Below are 26,961 nucleotides of genomic sequence, written 5' to 3'. Positions count from 1 at the left end.
TGATAAATATGAGCACTTCTAAAAAACCAAATTCCACATAAGCATTAAAAGAGTCTTAGATTTAAATTCATTATTCTTATGAAAAAAATAACTTTATTAATTCTATTTTTTCTATGTTTTTCATCTGTTATAACTGCTCAATCATTTGTTGTCCAGTACAAGTATTCTAAGCACATTATGAAAGACAGCACAAAAATCATTTCACAGAACACATTCTTAAATATTGAAGAAAACCATTCTACATTTTTCAGTGAAGCGCCGTATTTAGCAGATTCTATTATAGCATCAGACGAAAAACTAGGCAAGAAGATTAACTTTAAAGCATTGCCTGGAGATATCCTTGGTTGTTATATTCAGAAAAAGCTCTCATATAAGGATGTTACTTATTATTCTCTTGAATTTGACGGGCATGAATTTAAATATAATGAAAAGCCTGAATTTAACTGGAAAATAAGTACAGAAAGCAAAGAAATTTTAGGTTATAAAGTGTATTTAGCTACTACAACCTATGCAGGAAGAGACTATGAAGCATATTACACTCCAGAAATTCCTGTTCAGGACGGGCCCTATAAATTCTTTGGATTGCCTGGTTTAATTCTCGAAATATTTGATAAAAAATACGACCATCATTTTTTAGCAACAGGTATCTCAAAACAAAAAAGAATATCTATTGACGATCGTATTGCAAAAGGAAAGTATATTGAAACCTCAAAATCAAAATTCTTAGAAGTGAGAAAAAGCCATACTGAAAATCCTTTGAAAAGGATTATTGAAATGATGCATACGCATCAAATCTATGAAAAGAAAGATGCTAATGGCAATACTGTCGATATGAGAAAGCTTCTTGATGAAACTCAGAAAAAAATGATTGAAGAATATAAAAAAGAAAATAAAATTGAACTCTAAAAAACAAAACATTATGAAAAATAATATTTTATTAACATTCGCTCTTTTATTGTTTGCCTTTATTACAATTAAAGCTAAAGATAATAACCCAGTTAGAAACGATAAAGAATATTTCAGTTCTTTTAAGAAAAATGAAGAACCAAAAAATAAAAAATTTAATATTCTTACTAAGAAATCTGAAACCGTTGGTGAATCTTTTTATGTAATTTATAAAGAGAAATCACCGGGACAAGGTTTTTACTTTAAAATGGTGTTGGATAAAAATGAAAATCTTATAGCAACCTATTATGCAAATGAAAGTGATAAAGAAATTTCTGCTTCCACAGTTAAAAATCTTAAAGAAATTTTTTCAGGACCTGAAAAGGCAGAATTTAGTATTGGAGATACTACCACTCAATGCGTAACAAAATGCCATCGAACAAAAGGATGTTACGATAAACCAACTCCAACAGGTGTCTTACTTTGTTCTGCTGAATGTGGAATTGAGTGCGCTTAAATGTCAATAAATGAAATCCTCTCTCAGGTTTTGAGAGAGGATTTAAATTTTCTAAAAAATCCAAATTTTAAGAATACTGAAATTTTCTTACCGCTTCCAAAGTCATATCGATTTCTTTGTCCTTGATTGCATCACTGATGAAATAGGTTTCATAACCACTTGGCGGAAGATAAATTCCGTTGGTTAACATCTGATGAAAGAAATTATTGAATAATGAATGATTAGCATTTTGTGCCTCATCAAAATTAGAAACCGCATTAATGTGGAAGAAAACCGACATCATCGAACCTTTTCTGTTGATCCTGTGCTCAATTCCTTTTTCACTTAAAATTTTTCCGATTTCAAAGTCTAACGTTTCTGTTGTTTTAGCCAATCTGTTGAAAAATTCAGGGTCATTTTTAATGATTTGCAAAGTTTTTAAACCTGCTCTCATTGCCAAAGGATTTCCACTCAAAGTTCCGGCCTGATAAACTCCGCCTTTTGGAGCAAGATGATCCATAATTTCATTTCTTCCTGCAAAAGCTCCTACCGGAAGTCCGCCTCCGATTACTTTTCCATAAGTTACCAAATCGGCTTTCACATTAAATAATTCCTGAGCTCCGCCAAAAGCCAGTCTGAAACCTGTCATTACTTCATCGAAGATCAGTAAAGCTCCGTTTTCGTCACAGATCTTTCTTAATTTTTGTAAGAAATCGTTTTCAGGAAGTACACAACCCATGTTTCCTGCAACCGGCTCAATAATTACCGCTGCAATTTCACCCTGATTATGTCTGAACAAATCTTCTACTTGCTCAAAATCATTATATCTTGCTAATAAAGTATCTTTTGCTGTTCCCTGAGTTACACCTGGAGAATTCGGGTTTCCAAAAGTTGCAGCACCACTTCCCGCTTTTATCAAAAACGAATCTGAATGACCATGATAACAGCCTTCAAATTTGATAAATTTATCTCTTCCTGTAAAACCTCTTGCCAGTCTGATTGCGCTCATACAAGCCTCTGTACCTGAAGAAACCATTCTTATCTGGTCGATATTCGGAACATTTTCTGTAATGAATTTTGCAATTTCAGTTTCTAATTCCGTTGGTGCGCCAAAAGAGAATCCTTTTTCTGCCTGAATTTTTAATTCTTCTAAAACTTCAGGATGGGTGTGACCTAAAATGGCAGGTCCCCAAGAATTAATGTAATCTATGTACGTGTTGTCATCAGCATCTGTAAGGTAAGCACCTTTCGCAGATTTCATAAAAACGGGAACTCCACCCACCGATTTAAAAGCACGAACCGGAGAATTTACACCTCCCGGAATATATTTGTAAGCCTCTTCAAATAAAGCTGAACTTCTTTGGTATTTCATTATTATTTAGTTGATAGTTGATGGTAATTAGTTGATAGCGATTAATTATCAGTTCTTAAAACTAACAACCATCAACTAAAACCTAACAACTGATTTTAGTTTCTAGGTTTTTTGTCGATCAGATAAATTAATTGTCCAGTGGATGGTTTTTGTCCCTCATCCATTCTGTTTTTAGCATATAATTTATTGAGTTTGATGCCAAATTTCTGTGCGATATCATACATATCTTCGCCAGATTCGGTTTTGTAGATTGGAGTATTTCCCTGAGAATTCTTAGATTCAAGAAAAACAACTTCATTTTTTGCTAATGCAGTTCCCTCCAGCTCGTTCCATTTCATCAATTTACTTTCGCTGATTTTAAATTTCTTAGCAATATACTGTACATCAGTATCTTCAGGAATCACAATATATTTCAAACCACCATTCGGATGACTTTTAATTAAAATTGAATTTAAAATCTCTGCTTTTGTTTTTACTCTTTCCTTTTTTTCAGGAGCTAAAGCATAAACTTTAGGTTGAGATTGAGTTTTAGGAGTCGGAGCAATTGTTTTTTTCTTTTCTTTTGCAGGTTCAAGCTGAGTCATAAACTGTCTGTCTTCCTGTAATCCCGGATATTTTTTTAATACGGCATAAAGAACTTCTTTGGAATTTACTTCATCAAATTCATACAGCTTGTATTTTTCAATTTTTCCGATCAGAATTGATGCATAACGAGGATTGGTAGCGTAACCTGCTTTTTTTAAACCATGCGCCCAAGCTTTATAATCTTTCATATCAAGATCAAAAAGTTTGGTGTAGTATTTTCTTGTTGCCAGAAATATAGAGTGGTCTTCGTAAGATTGTTTAGGATCATCATACACACGGAAACACTCATTCGGAGCATCATCGGTGTGCTTCATTGTTTTTCCGGTCCAGTCTTCTTTACATTTTATACCGAAGTGATTTTTTCCTTCCAGCGCCAAACGGCTTTGTCCGCCACCTGTTTCTAAAAGTCCTTGTGCAAGTGTAATTGAAGCCGGAATTTTGTATTTTTCCATTTCTTCAACTGCATATTGAGCAAATTTCTGAATGTATTGATCTTCTGTTGCCCAGGTCTGAGCTGAGAATTTTGATAAAACTAAAAGGCTAATTAGTAAGAAAAGTCTTTTCATGTTTTTTGATTTTTAAAGCCCTACAAGTAATCCACCTGTGTTTTAAAATTGTCGTATGAATTCATCATACTTTTTCGGCTTTACATTATTAAATTTCTATTTTGTTTTTCTAAAAGCAAATTGGCGCCTTCTATTCCCTGCAAGCCTCCGGTATGAAAACACAGAATTTTGCTTCCTTCAGGAAAATAATCAGCATCGATCATTTCAAAAACTTTCTGCATCATCTTTCCTGTATACACTGGTTCTAAAGGAATATTAAATTTCGCTTTAAAATCATTGATAAAACGAATATTTTCATCATTTATTTTACCATAACCACCAAAAGCAGCATCGTTTAGATGAAAATTTTTCTTCGAGGTTAATTCTGACATTTTGCTTTCTAAAGAAGAATCTTCAACTACTTTAAAACCTATAACCTTCTGATTATCTTCACAAAATTCTGAAATCCCCGCCAAAGTACCTCCGGTTCCAACTGCTGTGCAAAGATAATCAAAATCTTTTGTATCGTTATTGAGCATCATTTTAATGCCCTGAACAGCATTTTTATTGGTTCCGCCTTCAGGAATTATTAATGCTTCCGGAAATTCATGTTGTAAAAATTCGGTTAATTTTTCTTTATGGCGATATTCTTCACGCGAAACAAATTTTAAATTCATTCCGTTTCTTTTGGCAAAAAGTAAAGTCGGATTATCCCGCCATTTTTTTTCTAATTCTTCGCCTCTTATAATGCCTAAAGTTTTAATTCCAAAAAGATTTCCCGTAGCAGAAACTGCTGAAATATGGTTTGAATAAGCTCCGCCAAATGTGATGATTAAAGGATTTTCCGGCGAATTTTCTAAGTAGTTATTAATATTGTAAAAAAGTTTCCAGTATTTGTTACCTGAAATTTGAGGATGAATAAAGTCTTCTCTTTTGATGAAAAGTTTTACTTTTTTATTAATTGGGATTTCCTGAATGGGAATGGTTTCTGTAGGAAGTTGTAATAACATTTCTTTGTTTAAATGATATTTGTTTTAACAAAATTAGTTTTTTTATTTGAGCTTGTGTTGGTAAAACAGATTTTTGCTAGTATTGAGGATATTTGCTGCTTCTTTTTACCACCCCGTCAAAAATTCAAAGAATTTTTGACACCCCTCCAAAGGAGGGGAATTTTGGAGTGCTAATCTTTTAATTAAAGTATTTTCTGAATGCCCAGAATTTTCTCTTCTTTAGATAATTTAAATCGTGTTCCATTGAGTAAGCTTCTCTTTCAAAAGAAATCGCACGGTACGCTAAATGAGGATTTTTAAGTTTAAAAAAATGATAATAATATTCTGCAACGTATAAAATGTAAAAGAAAATAATCAACAACTCCAATTGCTGTCTGATATGAATTTTTTCATGATTAATCAGAACCCTATTCTTCTTATCTTCAGGATTTTTAATGAAAATAAAAGGATAGAGCGTAATGCCGTTTATTTTTGTATTTTTGAGGAGCTTTTGGCACACAATTATCATGATAACAAATATAAAAGTTTTGATTTAACTTATGGCTCTTTTTGAAATCAAAGAGGGTGAAGACTTTTACTATAACGAGCAAGGTTACAAAGTTTTTACCGAAAAATTCCATCTTAAACGTGGACATTGCTGTAAAAGCGGTTGCAGACACTGTCCGTACGGATATGATAAAAAGACAGACACATTTATAAAAACCACTAAAAAAAATAAATAAAATGAAGAAATATATTTTTATTTTGCTTGCAGCAAGTTTAGGTTTATCGTCTTGTAGCCCATTTCAGGTACGTTCAGATTATGCTCAAACTGCTAATTTTACGACTTACAAAACATATAAAATCAGAATCGATGATTTGAAACTGAATGACATCGATAAAGACAGAGTTTTGAATGAGCTGTCTAAACAATTGCAGATGAAAGGACTTCAACCGGGAGAAAATCCTGATTTGATTGTGAATGTAAAAGCTAACCACAAAAAAATTACCGACATCAACAGTACAAGTCCTTACGGAATGTGGGGATGGGGCGGTGGTTTCGGTTGGGGAATCGGAATGAACAGAACCTGGACTAGTAACTATAACGAAGGAGCAATTATTGTAGATCTTGTAGACTCTAGATCTCAAAAATTAGTTTGGCAGGGAATCGGTAGTGGAATTTCTGTAGACCGACCAAAAGCTAAACAAAAACAAATTCCTCAGATTGTTGCCGAAATTATGGCAAACTATCCTCCGGAAATGAAAAAATAAGATTTTTATTTTAAATTATATTAAAAGTCAACACAAATTTTGTGTTGACTTTTTTGATTACATGTTAAAAATAAGAGTGGTTTTAAAATAATTATTCTTTGATAATTTTAATGGTTTGTGATTTGCCGTCTTTAAATTCTGTAGTCATAAAATAAATTGCTGCTTTCAATTCGCTCATGTTTATTTTAGAAGAAGGTTTTTCGATTGTTTTTATTAATCTTCCGGAAACATCTGTAATCTTTAATTGTTGAATTTCTTTTGTTTCAGAAATAGTAATTACATCCTTAAACGGATTTGGATAAATTTTAAAATCATTTAACTTTAAATCAATGGTTGACAAAGCTGTTTTCGGTTCCCAGACTGCATCATCCCAATAATGTCCTGCCCAAGTTGTTCCCGGATTTCTTATTGCCAGTCTTGCATTTGCAGGAACTGTGGTTGGTACATCAAAAGTTCTCTCGGAAGTGTTGTCATACGTTAAATTATTAATTGTAATCGATTGCAAAACAACAAATGTTGAAGCATCATTTACATCGGTGATATATCCAAAATCTAAAAGACCCGGGCCAGAGTTTACCCTTGCTTTAAATTTAAAATGATGCGTTCCGGCATTGATATTGGTAAGCGGAGGCATCACAACAATTGAAATTTTGGTATAACCTGTCTGGTAAACATTACTCGGGCTTGATGCGGGAGAAGTGCTTGAAATAATCTGATTTCCTCCTCCTGCAGTTAAAATACTATTCCAACAAGATGGAACTACACCCATATTACAGCATGATAAAGTATCAAAATTTTCCGAAAACTCTGAAACCGGATTGCATTGAGCATTTAATATTGAACCGGTAAAAATAGTTGCCGTGATAAGACCAGCAAAAAGAAAGTTGTTTTTAATCATTCTAAATAAATTTAAAACAAAAGTAAACATAAATAATTTTATCATTTTGAAAACAATTATGATTTATATCAATAAAAATAACACTCATAATCCAAAAAATAATCAATTTATTTTAATAAAACCTAACAATATTTAAACATTATTGTTTCAAAACAAAACATTAAAATATTGTGCATTGCTTTATAAAATTTAATATTAACTAACATAAACTTTAATAATAATGTAATTTTACATTCACCAAATTATTATAATCTTACCCAAATTATATTATTATGAAAAAACTACTTTTTTGTATGATATTCTCGCAGTTAGCGAATGCACAAGCTCCTGCAGGATATTATAACTCAGCGAACGGATTGTCGGGAGCTTCATTAAAAACCGCTTTAAGCAATATCATTACAAGCGGACATCAAGACAAAGGCTACAACGGACTTTGGACTGCCTACAAAACCACCGACATTGATAAAAACTACGAAAACGACGGTTCTATTCTTGATATTTATTCTGAAAAACCAAACTCCACAGATCCATACAAATTTATTCCGGGAAATAATCAGTGCGGCACCTACTCTACTGAAGGAAATTGCTACAATCGTGAACATATCGTTCCGCAAAGTCTTTTTAATGAAGGTTCGCCGATGAAAAACGACATTCATTTCATCAGAGCGACAGATGGAAAAGTAAACGGAATGCGCTCTAATTATCCTTTCGGAAAAGTAGGAACGGCAAGTTTTACTTCTTTAAATGGTTCAAAATTGGGAAGCTCGTCATCTTCAGGATTTTCGGGGACAGTTTTTGAGCCTATTGATGAGTTTAAAGGTGATGTAGCAAGAATGGTTTTCTATTTTGTGACAAGATATCAAAGTAAACTTTCAACTTTTTCTACAGGAAATATGCTTGGAAGTTCTGCATTTCCAGGTCTACAAACCTGGGAGCTGAACGTACTTTTAGCTTGGCATAATCAGGATCCGGTTTCGCAGGCAGAAATCAACAGAAATAATGCTTCTTATACTTTTCAGGGAAACAGAAATCCGTTTATAGACAACCCTAATTATGTAAATCAAATTTGGGGAGGACAAGCTCCAACAACTGATACTCAAGCTCCGTCAACGGTTACTAATTTAACTGTTTCAGGAAAAACATCCAACACGGTTTCTCTTATGTGGAATGCAGCTACAGATAATGTAGCCGTAAGTTCTTACGATGTTTATATGAACGGAAGTTTAAAAACAAATGTTTCTTCAACTTCAACAACAGTTACAGGATTAAATCCTTCTACAACTTATAATTTTTATATTAAAGCAAAAGATGCTGCCGGAAATTCTTCAGCAAACAGCACTACCGTTTCAGCAACGACGAATACAGGAACAACCAATCCGAATCCTACAAATTGTGTGAATGAAACTTTTGAAACAATACCAACAGCAAGTTCATCATCGTATTCAACTAAAACATGGACGAGCAACGGAATTACATGGACGGCAACAGACTCAAGAAGTGATCAAACCATTTCCAACAAAGCAATTACCGTAAGAGATGGTTCTTTGAAATCAAGCAGCTCGGCAAACGGAATTGGATCTTTGACGGTTACAACACAACTTAAATTCAGTGGAAGTAATGGGAACTTCACCGTTCAGGTAAATGGAGTAAATGTTGGAACAGTTCCTTACAGCACGACGGCAACTACGACAACAATTAACAATATTAATGTTTCAGGGAATGTTGTGGTAGCTTTAATTAATAATTCTTCGAGCAACAGAGTGGCAATTGATAATTTGAGCTGGACTTGCAATAATTCAACCTTAAGACAAAGTCAAACAACAAATATCCTTGCAGAACCAAAAGAATTAAAGATTTATCCAAACCCAATTACCAATCAGGAAATTTTTGTAAAAGGTGATACACAAAATATCAAAAAAGCGGAAATCTATAATCTACAGGGAAAAGTAATACAGACGATCAATAATCCTTTTAAAAACGGAAAATCAATTAAAATAAAAAGCCTCTTGCAGGGAATTTATATTTTAAAACTTGATGAAGCGAGTCTGAAATTCGTGATTAAATAGTTTTTTTTATAAAAATATTTAAAAAGACTGTTTCAATTTTGAAGCAGTTTTTTTTCAGATATATTTTGCGGTTTTTTAGAAAATAATTGGAAATAAACTGTTGATTTGCCACGAATGCACGAATATTATGAAAACATTTAAAAATGAAAGCTTCCCTAACTATAATAACAATATAAAATCAACTAATTACAAAAGAAACATTCATTAATTTAACGCAAAGGGAAACAAAGAATTTTAAAATATTGGCTGATTTTAAGTTAAACAACGGCGTAAACTTAGCAAAGAAATACGATGAGAAATTACGGGCAATTAAAAAAATGTTTAAATTATATATTTACAATTGAAAATTCTGTGGAATAGGAAACTGAAAATTCTTTGTAAGAATATACTGCATTTAAAGATCTGATCATTCCGTTATTTTTAGAAACTGATAGATTCCCTGTGAAATCATCCTGGTTTTCTTCCTTATTTTTTAAGGTTTGATGTAATAGAATTTCTTCTTTGTTATCCGTTAATTTTGCAGTTTGCTGAATGTTTAATACAGTTTTTTCTAAATACAATTCAAAAAAAGATTTGCCGTTTTCAAAAGGATTTCGGAAAGATGAAAAGTAGCTTTTCAGAAACCAGTCTTCTTTCATTCTCTGATCAAAAATATCGGGATTCAAAGCAGCATATTCAAATTCTTCAAGATATATTTCAGCATATTTATCCGGAAAAAAATCTAATAATTTTTCTTTAATCTGATTAAAATTATTCAAAGTTTGTTTCTTTAAAGCAGTTCGCAAAATCTCACCTTTGACGTTTACAAAAACTTCAATAGGATATAAATATTTCATGCTTTCAATCGCCAGACTTTCCATTTTTGTGTTATTGCGATTTGAAAACTGATCTTTGGTAAAATGAAAGAGATGTTCACCCAATTCATTTTTTATCCATTGCAAAGATGCGATATAAGAAAAACTTTTGTCAATAGTTTTAGCATCATTGATGGATGATTCTTTAATTGTAGTTTTAAATTTTTCATTAAAGCCAATCGGATTAAAAACGATTTTAGGATTTAATTCCGGACTTTTAAAAGGAGCATCATTTTTATCATTATAGGTTTTGATTTTCGTAAAATCGGGCAGCAGCAGTTTTTTCCCGGGAACCAAATCATCAACAATAAAATCTTCTTTCAGGCAATGTTGATTGTGAAATTCTTTAAGATAAACAGGATTTTCAAGCCTGATTTTCTCAGCAATATTTTCTAGGTTATCTCCGGGAAGTATAAAATGGATCATCATAGATTTTTCATCTTTCTTAGAAAACTATTTTTAAGCTAATCATTCTTTTTTCAGTTCGTAAATTTCTGTTTCCCCAACTGTTTGGTTAATAAAGTTACTTTTCAAAAAATATTTGTGTTTATTTTTTGTGATTATAAAGGTGGAATCTTTTTTATTTTTTAATGCAAGAATAATTTTATCTTCGCTCTGATTCACAACAGTTAAATCTTTTCCAAAATTCTCAATATAGGTATCCAAGCCAAATTTTACAGAATCTTTTTTAATCTTTATCCTGATCATTCCCCAACCTCTCGGATCAGCTGACTCTTCTTTCATCCTCAAAAAATTACAGGAATAATTTCCAAGCCAGGAAAAGGTCTTCCGGGGAATTTCTGTTTTAACAATTGTTTTCAAATTTAAAGAATCGGATTTTTCGGAAATCACAACTTCTTTGGAAGCTTCCTTTTCTTCTTTGCAAGCGATAATTAAAAAAATTAATATTCCTAGAACGATATTAAATTTAAACATTGACTTTTTGATAAAGTGTTTATAAGATTAAATTTAGTGAAATTAATCTGCGTTGTAAACAATTTTTCTTTTCACGGTTTGATTTTCTTTGTTGAGTTCAATATCTGTAAGTCCGCCTTCATAAAGCATTTCAATGATAACGGTATTTGGTTTTACTTTATATGAGATTTCAACAATTCCATTTTTATTAATTTTTTCAGAAGTATTAATTTTCGGAAGTTTTTTCAAGAGAAATTCAGCATCTCTCACTAACGATTTATCTATCATTTCTTTATAAACAGCTTCTAAAGAATTTGATGAAACAACACATTCTTCACCAGAAAGCATATCGCCTGAAATTTCTTTACAGTTTGTTTTTGATAAATTTCTGCTTTGCTTTTCACTTGTTTTAGGTTGAAGACCACAAGCTTTACTGAAATCAAACTTTTTTAGCAGCTCTTTATTAAAAGTCAACTCAACCGGCTCTTCAGGATCAGCCGTAATATCTAAAAGTTTTTCAGAGTCTGGTATAAAATTGAGCCAGGCAACGGCATTTTCTACAATTTGTTTGTTTTGGGAAGATTCTGAAAGATTGCTTTTCACATATAATTCCAAAACAATTTTGTCTTCTGAGCTGCTTTCAATTCGCACAAAAACATCTTTGTAATTTTTAACTGCAGACAGATTACTAGACAAAACAATCTGCCGAAAAAACTCTTCACAATTGATTTCAGAATTCTCTAAAACTGTTTTTTGTAAAGAAGTTTCTACAGATTTTGCCATAGAAGTCTGCTCTATTTTGCTAGATGCTTTTTGGCATCCAAACACCAATAAGATGAAAAATATTATTGCACTTTGCTTCATTTTTCTTGATAATAAATTTTAAAACTTTTAATTACCTTGATGTTTGATGATATTTTGGTTTATATTTCATTCTTGTAGGCCTCTCCTTAGATTTTATTTTGAAGAAAATACGTGCAAATTAGTCTTAAAATTATTTTTCAAAGAAGTTTACTCATTTATTAAAACAATTTGCTCTGTCTTCGTAATTCACCAGTTTTTTCCATATTTCATCTTTTGAATTTTTCAAATTAATGTTAGTATTAAAATCACACTGCTGACTAGTTTTATTCTGCCAAGATTGAAGATGGTGAATTACTTTATTTAAAATAAATTGATCTTCAATATATGATATGTTATAAAGATAATCGTCTGCTCCATCAGGAAAATCTGTTTTTACGGAAAAACCTTTTCCATTCTTTTTGATTGTAGAAAACTGATGACCTCCATCCTGAGAAAAGTTTGTAGTTTCTAAAACCAACTTATAATCTTTATCTGTCTTAAAAAAAATCAGCAAACTATCTCCTGTATTCGGTTTGTTACTAAAAATCTTATCTTCTTTCCCATCACCATTTATATCAAATGTAAATGCATTTAAAGTCTTACTTTTATTTAGTTTATCAATTATTTGGTTTGAGGGATTGTTATCTGCAAAAGCTTGTTTTTGAGATATTTTTTGATAAAAGTCAACCAATGAGACAATCTTAGGCTTTTCACCTTTTTTATAATCAATGATATACCAATTTAATTTTTCATTCTTTTTATTAAGCGTGTACTTTTCATTTTTAAAATTAATACAGTCTGCATCAATCTTTTGCAGTGAATTTTTTAATGATTCATTGATTTCTGCAATATAATAATTACTATCATCGGCAATGGTAAAAAAGTTTTCTCCCATGGCATTCTTTAAGGAATCTATTTCCACATTATCAGGAGTTACCAAAAAATAGCCGGAAGCCGAAATAACTTGTTCTTTACAGGTTTCTTTAGCATTAATTGCAGCATTAGTTTTTGAAAAGTCAACATTTTTTTTACATGATGTAAATAATATTAACAGTAAAATTGTATTAAAAATATTTAATTTCATTATTGAGAAATTTCTATGTGATAGGCTCCGTTTTCGTTTAAAACTGTCTGTACTTCCGTTCTCCCCCTGATCTGCGTTAAGAAATCATTAGGATTTGTAAGTCTAGAAATAGATACATCAAATACATTGGTAACAGCTGGGTCTGCACAGTGTCTCGAGACACTTGATGGACCTAATTCGTTTATCCTTGCTTCCATGAGAGCAATAACCCTATCTCTCGGCTGGTTTTGATTTTGTTCAAAAACATCAATCACCGATTGTCCGGGGGCTCTATAGGTTCTTCTTTGCTCTTGTAAATCTCTACTTGCATTATCATACATAATTCTGGCTTGATCATTAGGAGTTCTGGCTGTACTTGTGATGTAAATATCCATATTTTCTGTGGCTTCTCCAACTTCTCTTAAAATACCTCTTGTATATTCAGAAACTGCATCTGCATGAGCAGACTGCCCACTAAAATGAATATTTACATTACTATTTCCAGCATTCGATTGTCCGGCATTTTCACAATCTTCAGGATAATTAAAAATGTCTTTTAATTTCTTCAAATATTCTCTTCTTTCCATTCTGCCGTTATCACCTCCGTTTACAAGCCAACTAATTGTATCAATATAATCAGCATCGGCTAAAAGATTCATATCAACTGTTCCATATTTTCTTGATACACCATCAAGTTCGTAAGTGAATTCTTGTTTAGCATATTGTTTTCCAGTCGAACCATCAAATTCGCTAAACTTGGTTCGAGGTACAGCCCAAGAAGTTCCAGGACTCAACTCCTTTCCTTGTTTCCAAAACCATCCTGCCGAATCTACAGTAAGTTTTAATTCTTCTGCAACTTTTTCATAATCTGTTACAACGTCAATTCCTGAATATGCTTTATATCTTGCATACCCGGAATCATGAGTCAGTTGCATAATTCCTCTTCCGACATAGGGGCTGTATCTTTTTGTTCCTCCATATTCTTTAGTTGTTTGCAGCCTGTCTGTTTCATGATAAATTTGGGCTAAAAAATGTATTTTTCTTATACAAGTACTAATATTGTATTGATCCAAAGTGGTATTTAGCTGATCGACGAAACTTGCTAATGTCTTATCATCTAAATTACAGTTATCAGCAAAAAACAATTCTGTAGTATTTGCTATTCTCTCACTTTCACGAAGTTTTTTCAAAATATCTTCAAACTCAATTTTTTCAATATTCCTATTACAGAAACAATTTCCACCAACTACAAAATAAGCACCCTCCGCTTTCAAAAATTCTTTATCATGCTGTTTTTCACCTTGTGCTTTAACATTAAGATACAATAATTCCTTTTCTTTTTTATATAAATTAAATTTTATAGTCTCACCTCTTGTATATGTTTTAACTTGTAATACGGCTTCAATATCTTCGGCATAAGCAACTTTACCGTTTTCAATTTTGGGATTGCCTAATTTTCCTTCTTTAGCATTTTTCGCAATAGTTGCAGATAAACTTTTTTTATTTTCGGCAGTGATAGCAGTACCGTTTACATTACTGAATGTATAGGTGTATTCACCGTCTTGTTTCCCTTTTTTCAGTTTCTCTCTCCACTGTTTCAGTTCATCATTAGATTTCGGTCTCAGATGAACAGGAATTTTCACCATTCCGTTTTCTATTTTCCCTGTAAACTCGTTTTTTTCAGTTCCCGGAACTTCTCCTGTGGTAGGAGTAGCCTGATCCATTTGTTCTTCATTAATTTCTAAGATTGGTAAAACAGCCCCTGCCGAACCTTTAATCAATCCATCTTTTTCTTTAATAATAATTGTAGCCTGTTTATCACTTAGACCTGAACCTGCAGTTTTTGCCACTAAATATAATTTTGTGTCTAAAGGTGCAGAAGTAATTTTCTTGAACTCAGCTCCCAATTTAAAGGTTTGGAAACTTACTTTTTCATCTTTATTGTAAACTTCTTTGGAGAGAACCTGTTTAATGGCTTCCAAAGTTGTATATTCTTTTTTGTCTGCTAATGCTTTTACAGCAGACTTGCCTAAAATAATTTTTGCTATTTTTTCTTTTTCTGCATCAGTAGCTGTTTTATTTCCATTGCTTCCAAACTTGTATTCTAAGGTTCCGGCTGCTTCACCAGTTTGTTTAGTATATTCTTTTTTAGCAAAATAAGCATCCAATAATTCTTCCACCGAAGAATCTTCAACAGTAGTCACTGTTTTCCCTTCATTTGATTGCGGAGTTGATGGTTGTTCAGGGTTAATAGTTCCTTTAGCTTCATCATAATCATGCAATTCTCCTTCAGCTGGGTTTGGATTCTGTCCAGCAACTCCCCTTTCTTCCATCCGGGATATCGGCTTTTCTGCAGCAGGAGAATTTTCGGCTCTGGGGTGTGTTTTATTTGATGGAGTTTCAGGTGTTGATTGAGCCGGAGGATTATTTGTTGGTTGTTGTGGTATTGGTTGGGGATTTGGCGCAGATGTATGCAAAGGATTATCTACATTCACATTATCAGTTGCATGCTTTTTGTGCGAAAAATATTCTACCGTAACATAAAACTCAAGTTGTTTAGGATTTGTTTCTCCCTGCATGGCTTTTTGCATCAAAGCACGGGTAAGCATAAATTCGGCCGTAGCAACACCACTTTTATCTACGGTAGCTTCTTGGGTTTCAATTAAAAGATTTTTTGCATCGTGTCCTTTGCCTGTTGCATCATCTTCCCAAAGCGTAAACTTTAATTTTTTACCATTCAAATTCACACATTGTGCACGAGCTCTCATTTTTTCTGTAAAACTAAAAACCGTTCCCGGTGAATCGTCTACATACTGAAGTTCTACTTTTTCAATTTTTGGAACAGCTGTAGGTTGAGGATTGATTTCTATTGTTGATGCGCCGCTTCCTTCAGGTTCAAAAAGATAAGCTTCTAAACGATAGGTGTGTTTTTGCGCAACCTCTCCGAAAGTAAAGTTCCCAACACCTTTTTTTTTGATATTGGTTGAAGTAAATCTTCCGTTAGGTCTTTTTTTAAATAATTCCCAAATAACATTTGCCGGATTCCTTTGGTTTTGAGGAGTGGAAGGATACCACTCTGTAACGGTGTAAGTAACAGCTTCCCCAACTTTTGGCGAAGGATTTCCGGATATTTTTGAAACTCCTTTTTTAGACATTTCAGAAAAAATTAAAAATTAATAAGCGTCGATTTCGCTTTCCATTACAGTTTCTTTAAAGTCATTCACATCCACAAGAGGATTTGCATGTCTGATTACTTTTGCATCAGCATTTTTCACATTCTTTTTGCTCATTTCACCACGCTGTCCGTGATCTTTGATCGTAATTTTCCCGCCCGTTGTACATTGAAGCTCTGAAATTTCTGTCACACACTTTTTACCCATGACCAAAACTTTTTCGTAAGTTTTCTGCCATTTTCCGGCAGGAGCATAAGCACAGGGAAGGTAACCACCCGAACTGGGTTTTAATTTACATTTTCCAAAACTTGGACCTGGTGGATCAAACTGAAGATCATCTTCGGTAACCGCTAAATAATCTGCATTTCCTTCAGAATCATTCCAGAAATGTTTGTTGTGTGCATTGACGATATGCTTAGGAAACTGATCTCCCTGGTTACACTGGCATGTTCCTTTTTGAACAACGAAGTGTTTACCATCATGAGACGATGATTGAGTAGACATAATGTGATATTTGGTACTCAAAGATAACAAAAACTATTTAAAAATAAAAAAGCAGAAAATTAATTCTCTGCTTTTTATTATGGTATAACTAATTAATGTTGAGTATATTCCGGTTCATCCACAGGAAGCATTGTTGGCATAAAATACTCATTAAGCCAATAAAATTCCTGCCCGTTCTGTTTAATTTTTACAGCAGGATTATTTCTATAAGTAAGCATTCTGTCTGCAAGATCTTTGTAATATTTAAAATAAGTTCTTGCTTCTTCATTGGTGATGATATCAGATTTTTTCCAGCCTGCAAGCATATATTTCGACATTTTTTCTTCATCAGAATTATCAAAACCTGTACTCACTCCTACTGCATAAGACATTGGCTGTTTATATAGCTCTCCTTTGTCTAAGAATTTCAGTGTTGGATTGTACTTTTTTAATAACTTAACATATTCTCTTACTGCTCTTCCTTGTTTAAAGTCTGTTCTTGCAGCCCCAGTATTTTCATAAACTTCTTTATAGAAATTCTTCAGCTGATCGTATTCGCTCTCTGAAACAAGAATACCCTTTTCCATATTCTGTTTGTAATCCATCAATTCTTTAGGGATATATCCTTTCGCTAAAAACGGATTTCCATAATTAATCAACTGTGCTGCAATCCCTGAAGGAACAGGATTCGTTAATCCCGGATACAAATATTTATATTTAAAATCTACCTCCGTTTTCCCAGCTCCAACTGAAGAATGGAAACGTTCATTTAAAGACTTATCTATCATTTCATTGTCGTAAGTTACCTGAGCAATGAGACTATCAACAGATTTCACCAAAAGTCCCGGTGCGGTAATGTCTCCTTTTTTAGGAAAAATAACAAATCCCTGAGCCATACTCTGCTTTGGGAAATCTAAAGAAAAGAAGCCTGCATCACTTTCTATTAAACTAAAGTTATTCTTGGTTAAGACATCACTTTGATTGATAATTTTCTGCTTTTTTAGTTCAGCAACATTTTTAGCTGTGTTGGTTACTATATTTTCTGATATTAAAACAAAATCGTTGTAAGTATCGGAAGAGCGAGCATTAGTTTGGAACATAATCAATCTTGCCTGAGCTTGTGTTAATGAGCCTATAACGCTGTACATATTTCCGCTTCGGTTTGCGGAAGTACCAATTGTAACTACAATATTAGCTTCGTCCGGAACACCGGAAAGTAAATTTCCGGCAGCAATAAGACCTTCATTTACCGGCTGATTTCCAACACTACTAGGACAATTCATTTCATTCATTTTATCTTCAATAAAGCTCATTACTTTGTTATAATCTTTACTTAAAGGTGACGGAATTACATTTTCTCCGCAAGAATTGTTTTTATAAAGAACTACACCGTATTTTACAGAATTAAAATAAGAAGGTTTTTCAAATTTCAACTGAAGATCCTGCAAAAGCGAGCTTACAATAGGGATATAGGGTTTATTGGCTTCACTTATATCTAAAACAAAAACAATATTTATTTTCTTGTTTTTTTCAATTATTTCTTTGTAACGGTCAAAAACAATAGGTTCTCCCAACACGTTTTTAACAAAGTTTTTACTGTAATCTAAAACATTGGTAAAATACTTCGTTTTAAGATCTGGTTTTGCTTCTTCGTTTAAAGCCAATGTTACAGGGAAAATATTTTCAAGAGGCGGTCTATTATTAACATCCGTCAACAAAACAGCCGTACGGTTTTCTGTATCCGGAGCTCCCGGAGAACCTTCATGAATTCCTAAAGTACTTTCTTTAATCCCTGTTGTGTTTTTCATTTTTACAGCAGAACGTTCACCCCAAGCTGAAATTACGTTAGAACTCACCCAGCCATACAAACCTGTACTGATACTGTCCATATCTATTCTAGGCTTTTTTCCTACCAAAAAACGTTTATTGTTTTCTGCCTGTTTGTAAACATAAACCATTTGTCCGTTAGGAATTTTCACACTTGCCTCTTCAATAAGACTTGGCGAGTTGAAAACCATGATTGAATCGTTTTTATAATATCTTTCTGCACTTTTAATAACATCAGGATTATTAGGAACAACCGCTACTCTTACAGGATAACCCGTTTTTTCGCTTTTCAAGGAATTGCTCCAAAGCAAAAGATCAGATTCCGGGATCCAGCCGTAGGTTTTTATCGATTTTGACGAAACTTTTTTCATCAAAGCATCCGGAATATATTCTGCTACTTTTACCATTCCGTCTCTGTGTTTTAAAACCATCAAAGGTTCTAAAAACTTTACTTCTTTGTATGATTTTTCATCATTTTTATCAAGATAAGCCGTATTTCTTGATCGGTCTGAAATAACAATCCAGGGAGCCGATTTTTTTGGAAAACCATTAATTACCGGAGCATTATCTATTTGCCCATATTGTTGCGGTTCAGGAGTTTTTTTTGACGGCAATTTTACCTGACAACTCGTCAGCAAAACCGAAAACCCTATATAATAAGCTGCTAGAGGAAATTTATTTTTCATCTTAATTTTCTTTATAAGTTGGTGTAATGCCCGATAAACGAGCAATTTTTTATTTGCTTTGGTTGATGTCAACTTTGGTTACACAAGTCATTCCATCATCAAAATTTAACTTTACAGATTGTATTACTGTATTTTTATCAAATTGAAGACCCGCACAATACAGATAAAAATTATTGACTTTGCTGTCTGTAACTTTTACAATTGCATTCTCGTTATTACACAAATAGGTTTTCAAAAGATAATTGTAATGCATATTGAAACTGTTACCATTGGCAATTTGCTGCAAGTGATATTTAAAATCATTATCTTTTTTCGCATACAATTCGTCTAAAGTAGGCTCTTCGTCCTGCATAGAATTATACGCCGGTAAGATTTTTATACGGTGTTCAATAGGCTCCAAATCTTTTTCGGTATACAATGTAACGGTGTAGTCTCCAGGTTTTTGAAACGCATAAATAGCTAGCTTGTCTTTAGCATCTATTTTTCCGGTTTCTCCAAATCTCCAGGTAAACTGTGTAGCATCTGAAAGTGCACGAAATTGGATATTTTCATACTGCATTGCCTGAGTTTGGGCGTCAATCTTCGTTACTCCGACTGTGCTGTCTTTAGGTTTCGGAATTCCTCTTGGGGAAACCATAATCGGGAAAGATTTAGAATATTTATTATCAATAATCAAGGTCACGTTGTAATAACCCGGTTTATTGTAAAAATGAATTCCTTTGTCTTTTTCTGAAGTTTGGCCATCGCCAAAATCCCATTTTTTGAATTTTGCAAATGGAGTTTTATCCTGAAACGTTAAAGTATCTCCTGTATAAAGCGAAGACGGAAAAACTACTCCTTCAATATCACTTTCTGAATGAATGACCTTTTTTTGCAGCCACAATGCGACGAGTGCAGCAATAAGCAATGTGGCAATTACACCAATAATGATGTTCTTCCTGTTCTTTTGAAAATAATTCATAGTAAATTTTTGTGATGTGTTTTGTGTATTTTTGGTGTTATCTTGGGTTTAAAGCATTATTCCGATCTCTCAGGGTCTGGCTTTTTTCTTTGTATCCTAATTGGCAGTCTTCAAACTGTTTTTCGAATGTTTTTGTGGTTTCATTCATTTTCATGATTCTGTCTTTATCTACCATATTCATTTTAAAGAATTTTCCGATTTGCGGAAAAGCCAATTTTCGTGAATCATTAACAACAACATTCTGAAACGTATTCGCTAAATCTTGTATTGCATATTCAGCATCATTCCTTTCTACAGGTTGCTGAATTTCCATAGACAATCTGTTGACTCTTGCCGAAGCGGTATCTATTAATTTTAAACCTATTTTTTGTTGCTGATCAAACTTCACTTTCTGATCCAAAATCTGTAACGAATTGGTATCTGCTTCAGAAAATGGCGATGCAAAACCTTTTAGAAAAATCACTCCCAAAAAGAAAAGTGCTACAATAAGCATTAGTATGAGGTAAAAAAACTGATAGTGTTTTTCTTTTTTTGATAATGTAACTTGTCCCTGCATAATTTCTAAACTTTAAATAATTATCTTCTTCGCCCCGTAAATTTTCTGGTAGGATCTATTTTCATCTTGTTATTAATCTGATTAGATTTCCCTTGACATTCCTGAACATTACGTATCGCAATTTGTTGTTTAAAAGAAACATTGATAATCTGGCTTTTAAGATTAAGCATGGGCTTAATTTTTTGCATTAAAACGGCGTAGTGCTTTAAGTTATTAGCGCTGTCTGCTCCCATGATCTGTTGAGCTTCGCGAACGTTGTCGAGAATGTAAGTACGTAAATAGTTATCGTTATAAGCTTTGTCAGAATCCAGCATTTCCATTCTTGCGTAAATACTGTCAACGTGGATACGAAGAAGATTGTCTTTAGCCTGAAGATCTCGGTAAGCACGCACCTCTTCATCAACACCGGCAAGCTGCCTGTCGTAACTCTTAAAAAAGAAGAATACACTGGTAAATGAAATAGCAGACAGTATAATAAATGAAAGGATAAACTTCCATATACCTAATCTGACATCAGATTTGTTTAACTTTTTTTCTCTATTAGAAGACATGTTGTGATTTGATTTGGATTGTGAAAATAGGAAAAAAAACATTTATGCACAAAATTAAATTCAATGCATACAATACTATTTACAATTTTTTAATGTTAACTTTAATTTCCAGATCCGAAAGATTTTCTTATTTTAGACAGCAGAATTTTATTTTGCCCATACCAAATCACAAAAATAAAATGAGTAAATTACTGACCAATACGGTAAGATTTTCTATTGCGGACAGCGATTTTTATTTTAAAAAAATAATGATCAAAACGCTCTTGGAAAACCCATTTAATATGCTGCTCAACGACTGCAATAACGGTCATGAGTTGATTAATCGCATCTACAGGAAACAGGAAGATGTGTTTATTATAGAACTTTTCATGCCCGTTCTCAGTGGTATTGAAGCTATAAAATTTATCCGAAAAAACAATAGCGAAACACCAATCATTACCTATTCCGGAACTTATCAGGAAGACATGGCAGAGATTTTAGACAAGATTCCAAACATTTATTACTGCCAAAAAAACAGCAATATTATAAAAGACATCATCAAAGGTCAAATTACCTCTCAAGAATTTGATTATCAAGCATATTCCGAAAAATGGAAGAAACAACCTTTGGCAGTTCAGGAATATATGAACCGTCAGAAAAAAAGCCAGGAAGAATTGTCGTCAACAGAAATCCAATTGATGAAATTTTGCTATGAAGGTTTCAGCAATAAAGAGATTGGCGAAAAGCTCAATTTAAGCACACGTACCATCGATACATACATCAACAGACTTACAGAAAAGCTCGGTTTAAAAACCAAACTGCATCTCATTCGCTTCTGTGTAGAAAACGGATATTACAATTCCAGCATGTAAAAAAAGTACTCCTTTTAGCGGTACACTATACTAAACACAGAATTCTCAGTAGTTTATGTGAAACATTTTTCATTCGAAATTGTTAATATTCAATTTTTTTGACTAAATTTGCACACCTAAAATTTAAAATTTACAAAGGAAATGACAAAGGCAGAATTGGTAAACACCATCTCAAATAAATTGGGGACCGAAAAGAATGAAACACAGAAAGTTGTAGAAGCTTTTATGCAGGAGATCAGAACTTCTATGTACAATGGAGACAATGTTTACTTAAGAGGTTTTGGATCTTTCATCGTGAAAACAAGAGCAGCAAAAACGGGAAGAAACATCTCTAAGAACACTGCAATAGAAATTCCTGCACATAATATTCCTGCTTTCAAGCCATCAAAATCTTTTGTGGAGAAAGTGAAGACTAAGGTTGCAGTAAAATAAAGAGAGAAATAATTAATATTAACTAGTTACTTAAAAAAAATTTAACATTATGCCAAGCGGAAAGAAAAGAAAAAGACACAAGGTTGCAACACACAAAAGAAAGAAAAGAAGAAGAGCGAACAGACATAAGAAAAAATAATCTCCTTCGGGATTTTTAGTATAATAATATAGTTGGTGTTTTTAATTTTTTAATATTCACCGACTATATTTTGTTATGTAAAACAGTAAGAAATTGAGAACAATGAGCCATCATTAACCTCAAATTTCATCACCAATCTTTTTATCTTTAATTTTAAAAATGAAGAAAGAACTAATAGTTTCGCATGAAGATGATCTTACAAAGATTGCTTTGCTGGAGGATGGTAGACTATGTGAACTTCATGAGGAAGAAGACAAAAATGATTTTGTAGTAGGAGATCTGTTTATAGGAAAAGTAAAAAAATTGGCTCCCAATCTTAATGCCGCATTTGTAAATATCGGCTATGATAAAGATGCATTCTTGCATTATCAGGATTTGGGACCGCAATACCTTACCTATCGAAAATTTTTAAAAGATTCGGTTTCTAAAAAACAGACTTTATCAGGTTTGAAAAATTTTGAAATTCAGCCTGAAATCGACAAAAACGGGACTGTAGATAAGATCATCGCCAAAGATGATATCGTTTTATTACAAATTACCAAGGAGCCTATCTCCACAAAAGGGCCAAGAATTTCTACCCAAATTTCTTTAACAGGACGTTTTTTGGTTTTGATACCTTTCGACAATAAAGTTTCAATCTCAAAAAAAATAAGCAGTTCTGAAGAAAAAGTAAGGCTTCGCACCCTGATCGACAGTATAAAGCCGGAAGGTTTTGGCGTCATCATCAGAACAGTAGCAGAAGGCAAGAAAGTAGCTGATCTCCACAATGATATGAATCAACTGATTCAGAAATGGGAGAATACTTTTAAGAATATTCAGAAAAACAAAGTACCTTCTAAAGTCTTGAGCGAAGATGATAAAGCATCGTCTATTCTGAGAGATAACTTTAACCAGGATTTTGTAAATGTCTTTTGCGATGACGAGCAAATGGTAGACGAAATGAAAAATTATCTGGAAGTAATAGCTCCGGAACGAAAAAATATCGTTCAGTTCTACGACTCCCACATTCCTCTTCTCGAATATTATAACGTTGAAAAGCAGCTAAAACAAAGCTTCGGAAAACACGTAAATATTCCAAGTTCAAAAGGCGCTTATCTGGTGATAGAACACACAGAAGCGTTGCACGTAATCGACGTCAATTCCGGAAATAATATTACCGCCGGAAACACTGCCAATAAAGAACACGCACTGAATGTGAACAAAATGGCAGCCACAGAAATAGCAAGACAATTGCGTCTTCGCGATATGGGAGGCATCATCGTTGTAGATTTTATCGACATGACCAACCCCGATCACAGAAGAGATTTGTATGAGCATTTTAAAACAGAAATGAGCCGCGACAAAGCACGTCACAAGATTTTACCTCCAAGTAAGTTTGGATTGATACAAATCACAAGACAAAGAAACCGTCCGGAAAAACAAATCGACATTAAAGAAGAAAACCCCAACAAAGATGGAGAAATAGTAGCTCCAATCGTAATTGTTGAGAAAATGGGAGACACCATCAGAACCATTATGCAGAAAGAAAAAGGAAAACTTTTCCTGCATGTACACCCTTTCGTAGAAGCTTACCTTACTAAAGGTCTTAAAAGCATCCAGATGAAATGGTTTTTGAAGTACAAAAAATGGGTCACCATTATTCCTAGGGATTCTTTCAAGTATTTAGAATACAAAATCTACAATTCCAACAAAGAAGAATTGAGCGGATATTCTAATTAAAAAACATTGTACAGCCTCCATATTTTGGAGGCTTTTTTATTTTAAATTTTATCACAGCTTACTTTTTCACACATTAAACGAGGTTTTTCTACATTTAAAAATCACATTATTTTCATTGATTTTACAGCTTTTTAAAAAATTTAAGGCTTACATGAAATAATTTTTGAAAAAGACTTTTTTTCAACCCCAATGTTCAATTCCCTACTTGTGAAATAAATATTCTATAAAAATTTAATAAATTCATGTAAATACCGATTTATACAGACATTTTAACCATCAAAAAAATGATAAAAACACGATTAATCAACAACTAATGATATAATTAAACGTAAATTATCATTTTCACACAAAAACAACAATTATATTAATTAAAAACGCAACAAAGTGGTTTATTTAGTGCAAAATATTATAATTTTTATTATATTTATATATTGAAAACTTACCCTGATGAAACCTAAATTAACAATCTTTGATGAGCCACTGTTATATGCGGAGGGTTTATCAAAAATTCTTGTTCAAAACAAGATTTTTAGTTCGATCGAAATTTTTAATTCGTACGAAAATCTTTCTAAACACATCAAGAATGATCCTCCAGAATTTTTAATGATCAGCTCCGGTATTTTAGTACGTACAGAAATGTACTCTTCCATAGAAAATATTGTTGCTGAAAACAAAAACATTAAGATTATTGTAATCGGGCATTCATTTGATGTGACATCAATTAGAAAACTTTTTACGAAAGGAATTAAAAGTTACCTCGACAAAAACAGTTCTTACAACGAATTTTTAAAATCAATTCAAGCATTAAGTTCAAACGAGATCTACATCTGCGATTATGCAAAAGAGATGATGATTAACTACATCAGCCACGAGCAGGAAAAACAAAATTCTCACATTAAAGACCCTTTAACAAAGCGTGAAATGGAGATTTTGAAACTAATCTGCGACGGATTGAGCAGTAAAGACATCAGCGAAAAACTTTTTATCAGTATCAATACGGTAGAAACTCACAGAAAGCGAATTCTTTTAAAACTCAATGTAAGAAACTCGGTGGGTGTAGTAAAATACGCTTTGGAAAACAACATCATCCACTAAAAATTTTAAGTTTTAAACCAAAAAAAATCTAAACTCGAAAGGTTTAGATTCTTTTTTGCCGTAAATCCTAGAAAAAATGGGGCAAAAGTTTACAAAAAAATATGAATGTTTAAATTAGCTTACTTTTAAATTCTCACAGATTGTTCAAATCGCACAAATTTTAAAACAATCTGCGAGAAATTTTTAAGGATAAATATTATTCATAATCCGGCATTTCTGCATTGGTAAAAAGTGTAGTTCTGGTAAAATCTGTATTGGTGTTATTTAAATCTATAACGACGATATTTTTCTGTGAAATATTATCATTCGAAGTATTCATCAGAATAATCTGTGCATCGTTTGGAGAAAATCTTGGGTCAAGATCGTTGGTTCCAACGGGTTTATCACTTTCCGTAGAAACATCGAGAATAGCGTCGGTTACTAAATTATAAATAAAAATTCGGGAATCGAGCTGTCGGTAATTAGAATCCTGATATCCTGAAACGTCTCTTGTGTATAGCAATTTTTGCCCGTCAACAGAAAAGTTTAATCCTCCTGCAGCTCCTAAACCTCCATTTACAATATTCTTCAAAACATTTCCGAGCATATCGATGATATAAATTTTCACATTGTAGCCGTTAAAATTATTCGTTTTCAAAGCAATTTTACTGTTATCATAGCTCCAATCACATTCTGTAATCAAGCTTCCATCGGGTGTTGTGTACAAAAGTTCCTGTCCGCTTCCGTCTTTATTAATTTTATACAGTTTATCAAAACTGGAATAAATGAACATACTTCCATTCGTACTCCATGCAAAATCCATTTCATAATTATTAAAACCGGAAACCGGAATCTGCGTCACTTTAAATGGATTTGAACCATCAGGATTTGCAGTGTAAATATGAGTTCCGCCGCTTTCAGTTCTTAAAAATGCGATTAATCCCGCATTATTATTTTTTCTAGGACGCCAACTGTTGTACATAGAAGCTGTGTATTGAAAATTATTTCCCAGATTATCGCTCGACATGATTACAAAATTCCCACTTTGCTTACGCACATAATGATAGCGATTTGCTGGAACGGTATTCGTCGTAAATTTGAATACAGCGCTTAAAACTTCCGGATGAATTTGGTCTGAAACACCAACCTGCCAAAAATAACTGACTCCAAACTGTAAATTATCTAACGTATAATGCTTTTCCTTTAGATCATTAACCTCAACAATATTTGTATTGAGATTATTTTTTACAATCAATCTATATTTCAAAACATCCGCTGTATCCGGATCTGTAGAATTCCATTTGAGTTCTACGGTCAAAGGTTGATTGACTGCATTATCAATTGGACTCAACAACATAGGAGCAGTCGGAGGAGAATTTAACGAGTCATCATCATTCATCTCAAAAACAATCGTAACCAATTGCCCTTGATTTTGAATATTGACCGCCTGAAAATTGGTTACATAACCCGAAAGCTCACATTTCACCGAGTAATTTCCGATTGGTAAATCTTTTATTTCAAACAAACCATCTTTGTCGCTAAACACAGTTTGTGTACTTGGAGTTGTAAAAATTTTTGCATTTTGTATCGGTTCGTTGGTGCCACGTTTTACAACTTTCCCTTTAAGAGTACCTGTTTGTGCCTGTTCTACCAATTCTTCACTGCATGATCCTAAAGAAAAAATCAGAATGAGAATGGTGAATATTTTTATAAAAGTTTTCATAAC

25 protein-coding genes are annotated in these 26,961 nt (G+C 33.0%); 9 read left to right on the top strand and 16 right to left on the bottom strand.

Annotated features, from left to right (window positions below):
* Positions 1 to 78 precede the first annotated feature (78 nt).
* Both OEW74_RS07880 and OEW74_RS07875 read left to right on the top strand, forming a co-directional pair.
* Positions 79 to 906, top strand: a complete 828-nt coding sequence (locus OEW74_RS07880) for a GLPGLI family protein (RefSeq protein ID WP_265427951.1) — start codon at positions 79 to 81, stop codon at positions 904 to 906.
* 13 nt (positions 907 to 919) lie between these two features.
* Entirely contained in the window at positions 920 to 1,402 is a 483-nt protein-coding gene (locus tag OEW74_RS07875; protein ID WP_265427950.1) for a hypothetical protein, read from the top strand.
* A gap of 67 nt (positions 1,403 to 1,469) precedes the next feature.
* On the opposite strand, the gene hemL is transcribed toward OEW74_RS07875, so the two are convergent.
* The 4 genes from hemL to OEW74_RS07855 form a co-directional block, all read right to left on the bottom strand.
* Positions 1,470 to 2,753, bottom strand: coding sequence for a glutamate-1-semialdehyde 2,1-aminomutase (gene hemL / locus OEW74_RS07870; protein ID WP_265427949.1), 1,284 nt, complete (start codon positions 2,751 to 2,753; stop codon positions 1,470 to 1,472).
* Between the two features lie 95 nt (positions 2,754 to 2,848).
* On the bottom strand, positions 2,849 to 3,904 hold the full coding sequence (locus OEW74_RS07865) for a glucosaminidase domain-containing protein (RefSeq protein WP_265427948.1): 1,056 nt from the start codon (positions 3,902 to 3,904) through the stop codon (positions 2,849 to 2,851).
* Between the two features lie 80 nt (positions 3,905 to 3,984).
* The gene (locus OEW74_RS07860; RefSeq protein ID WP_265427947.1) at positions 3,985 to 4,893 is read right to left on the bottom strand and encodes a 1-aminocyclopropane-1-carboxylate deaminase/D-cysteine desulfhydrase; all 909 of its coding nucleotides are present in this window, start codon (positions 4,891 to 4,893) and stop codon (positions 3,985 to 3,987) included.
* Between the two features lie 178 nt (positions 4,894 to 5,071).
* On the bottom strand, positions 5,072 to 5,401 hold the full coding sequence (locus OEW74_RS07855; RefSeq protein WP_265427946.1) for a hypothetical protein: 330 nt from the start codon (positions 5,399 to 5,401) through the stop codon (positions 5,072 to 5,074).
* Positions 5,402 to 5,432: 31 nt separating this feature from the next.
* Between OEW74_RS07855 and OEW74_RS07850 the strand changes: the two genes are divergently transcribed.
* Positions 5,433 to 5,615 (top strand): DUF5522 domain-containing protein, encoded by a 183-nt coding sequence (locus tag OEW74_RS07850; protein WP_074229889.1) that lies wholly within the window; start codon positions 5,433 to 5,435, stop codon positions 5,613 to 5,615.
* 1 nt (position 5,616) lies between these two features.
* Entirely contained in the window at positions 5,617 to 6,144 is a 528-nt protein-coding gene (locus OEW74_RS07845) for a DUF4136 domain-containing protein (protein ID WP_265427945.1), read from the top strand.
* Positions 6,145 to 6,235: 91 nt separating this feature from the next.
* Here the strand turns inward: OEW74_RS07845 and OEW74_RS07840 are convergent, their stop codons facing one another.
* Positions 6,236 to 7,042 (bottom strand): T9SS type A sorting domain-containing protein, encoded by an 807-nt coding sequence (locus OEW74_RS07840; RefSeq protein ID WP_265427944.1) that lies wholly within the window; start codon positions 7,040 to 7,042, stop codon positions 6,236 to 6,238.
* Between the two features lie 272 nt (positions 7,043 to 7,314).
* Between OEW74_RS07840 and OEW74_RS07835 the strand changes: the two genes are divergently transcribed.
* Complete coding sequence (locus tag OEW74_RS07835; RefSeq protein ID WP_265427943.1) at positions 7,315 to 9,108, top strand: endonuclease; 1,794 nt, start codon at positions 7,315 to 7,317, stop codon at positions 9,106 to 9,108.
* 326 nt (positions 9,109 to 9,434) lie between these two features.
* Here the strand turns inward: OEW74_RS07835 and OEW74_RS07830 are convergent, their stop codons facing one another.
* From OEW74_RS07830 to tssO (OEW74_RS07785), 10 genes are all read right to left on the bottom strand, one after another.
* A complete protein-coding gene (locus OEW74_RS07830; RefSeq protein ID WP_265427942.1) occupies positions 9,435 to 10,391 on the bottom strand; it encodes a hypothetical protein in 957 nt (318 codons plus the stop codon).
* Positions 10,392 to 10,430: 39 nt separating this feature from the next.
* On the bottom strand, positions 10,431 to 10,898 hold the full coding sequence (locus OEW74_RS07825; RefSeq protein ID WP_265427941.1) for a hypothetical protein: 468 nt from the start codon (positions 10,896 to 10,898) through the stop codon (positions 10,431 to 10,433).
* Positions 10,899 to 10,940: 42 nt separating this feature from the next.
* On the bottom strand, positions 10,941 to 11,741 hold the full coding sequence (locus tag OEW74_RS07820; RefSeq protein WP_265427940.1) for a hypothetical protein: 801 nt from the start codon (positions 11,739 to 11,741) through the stop codon (positions 10,941 to 10,943).
* Between the two features lie 151 nt (positions 11,742 to 11,892).
* A complete protein-coding gene (locus OEW74_RS07815) occupies positions 11,893 to 12,804 on the bottom strand; it encodes a hypothetical protein (RefSeq protein ID WP_265427939.1) in 912 nt (303 codons plus the stop codon).
* Positions 12,804 to 15,938, bottom strand: a complete 3,135-nt coding sequence (locus tag OEW74_RS07810) for a hypothetical protein (protein ID WP_265427938.1) — start codon at positions 15,936 to 15,938, stop codon at positions 12,804 to 12,806. Before OEW74_RS07810 ends, OEW74_RS07815 begins: the two co-directional genes overlap by 1 nt.
* 18 nt (positions 15,939 to 15,956) lie before the next feature.
* Positions 15,957 to 16,460, bottom strand: coding sequence for a DUF4280 domain-containing protein (locus OEW74_RS07805; RefSeq protein WP_265427937.1), 504 nt, complete (start codon positions 16,458 to 16,460; stop codon positions 15,957 to 15,959).
* A gap of 92 nt (positions 16,461 to 16,552) precedes the next feature.
* Positions 16,553 to 18,952 carry a type VI secretion system protein TssR domain-containing protein gene (tssR, locus tag OEW74_RS07800; protein ID WP_265427936.1) on the bottom strand — a complete coding sequence of 800 codons (2,400 nt, stop codon included), beginning with the start codon at positions 18,950 to 18,952 and terminating at the stop codon, positions 16,553 to 16,555.
* A gap of 49 nt (positions 18,953 to 19,001) precedes the next feature.
* Positions 19,002 to 19,913, bottom strand: coding sequence for a PKD domain-containing protein (locus OEW74_RS07795; protein WP_265427935.1), 912 nt, complete (start codon positions 19,911 to 19,913; stop codon positions 19,002 to 19,004).
* Positions 19,914 to 19,950: 37 nt separating this feature from the next.
* Positions 19,951 to 20,469, bottom strand: a complete 519-nt coding sequence (gene tssO, locus OEW74_RS07790; protein WP_265427934.1) for a type VI secretion system TssO — start codon at positions 20,467 to 20,469, stop codon at positions 19,951 to 19,953.
* Positions 20,470 to 20,489: 20 nt separating this feature from the next.
* Positions 20,490 to 21,020, bottom strand: a complete 531-nt coding sequence (gene tssO / locus OEW74_RS07785; RefSeq protein WP_265427933.1) for a type VI secretion system TssO — start codon at positions 21,018 to 21,020, stop codon at positions 20,490 to 20,492.
* Positions 21,021 to 21,199: 179 nt separating this feature from the next.
* Between tssO (OEW74_RS07785) and OEW74_RS07780 the strand changes: the two genes are divergently transcribed.
* The 4 genes from OEW74_RS07780 to OEW74_RS07765 all read left to right on the top strand — a co-directional run bounded on the left by OEW74_RS07780 (position 21,200) and on the right by OEW74_RS07765 (position 25,256).
* Complete coding sequence (locus OEW74_RS07780; protein ID WP_265427932.1) at positions 21,200 to 21,871, top strand: response regulator transcription factor; 672 nt, start codon at positions 21,200 to 21,202, stop codon at positions 21,869 to 21,871.
* Between the two features lie 141 nt (positions 21,872 to 22,012).
* Positions 22,013 to 22,303 (top strand): HU family DNA-binding protein, encoded by a 291-nt coding sequence (locus OEW74_RS07775; protein ID WP_034674127.1) that lies wholly within the window; start codon positions 22,013 to 22,015, stop codon positions 22,301 to 22,303.
* Positions 22,304 to 22,601: 298 nt separating this feature from the next.
* Entirely contained in the window at positions 22,602 to 24,161 is a 1,560-nt protein-coding gene (locus OEW74_RS07770; RefSeq protein WP_265427931.1) for an Rne/Rng family ribonuclease, read from the top strand.
* 447 nt (positions 24,162 to 24,608) lie between these two features.
* A complete protein-coding gene (locus OEW74_RS07765) occupies positions 24,609 to 25,256 on the top strand; it encodes a response regulator transcription factor (protein WP_265427930.1) in 648 nt (215 codons plus the stop codon).
* A gap of 196 nt (positions 25,257 to 25,452) precedes the next feature.
* Here the strand turns inward: OEW74_RS07765 and OEW74_RS07760 are convergent, their stop codons facing one another.
* Positions 25,453 to 26,958 (bottom strand): carboxypeptidase-like regulatory domain-containing protein, encoded by a 1,506-nt coding sequence (locus OEW74_RS07760; RefSeq protein WP_265427929.1) that lies wholly within the window; start codon positions 26,956 to 26,958, stop codon positions 25,453 to 25,455.
* Between the last annotated feature and the right edge of the window lie 3 nt (positions 26,959 to 26,961).

It is taken from the genome of Chryseobacterium sp. YIM B08800 (assembly GCF_026163565.1).
Classification (GTDB): domain Bacteria; phylum Bacteroidota; class Bacteroidia; order Flavobacteriales; family Weeksellaceae; genus Chryseobacterium.
Note: the sequence above shows the minus strand (reverse complement) of the source record. Positions and strands in the feature narration are given on the sequence as shown.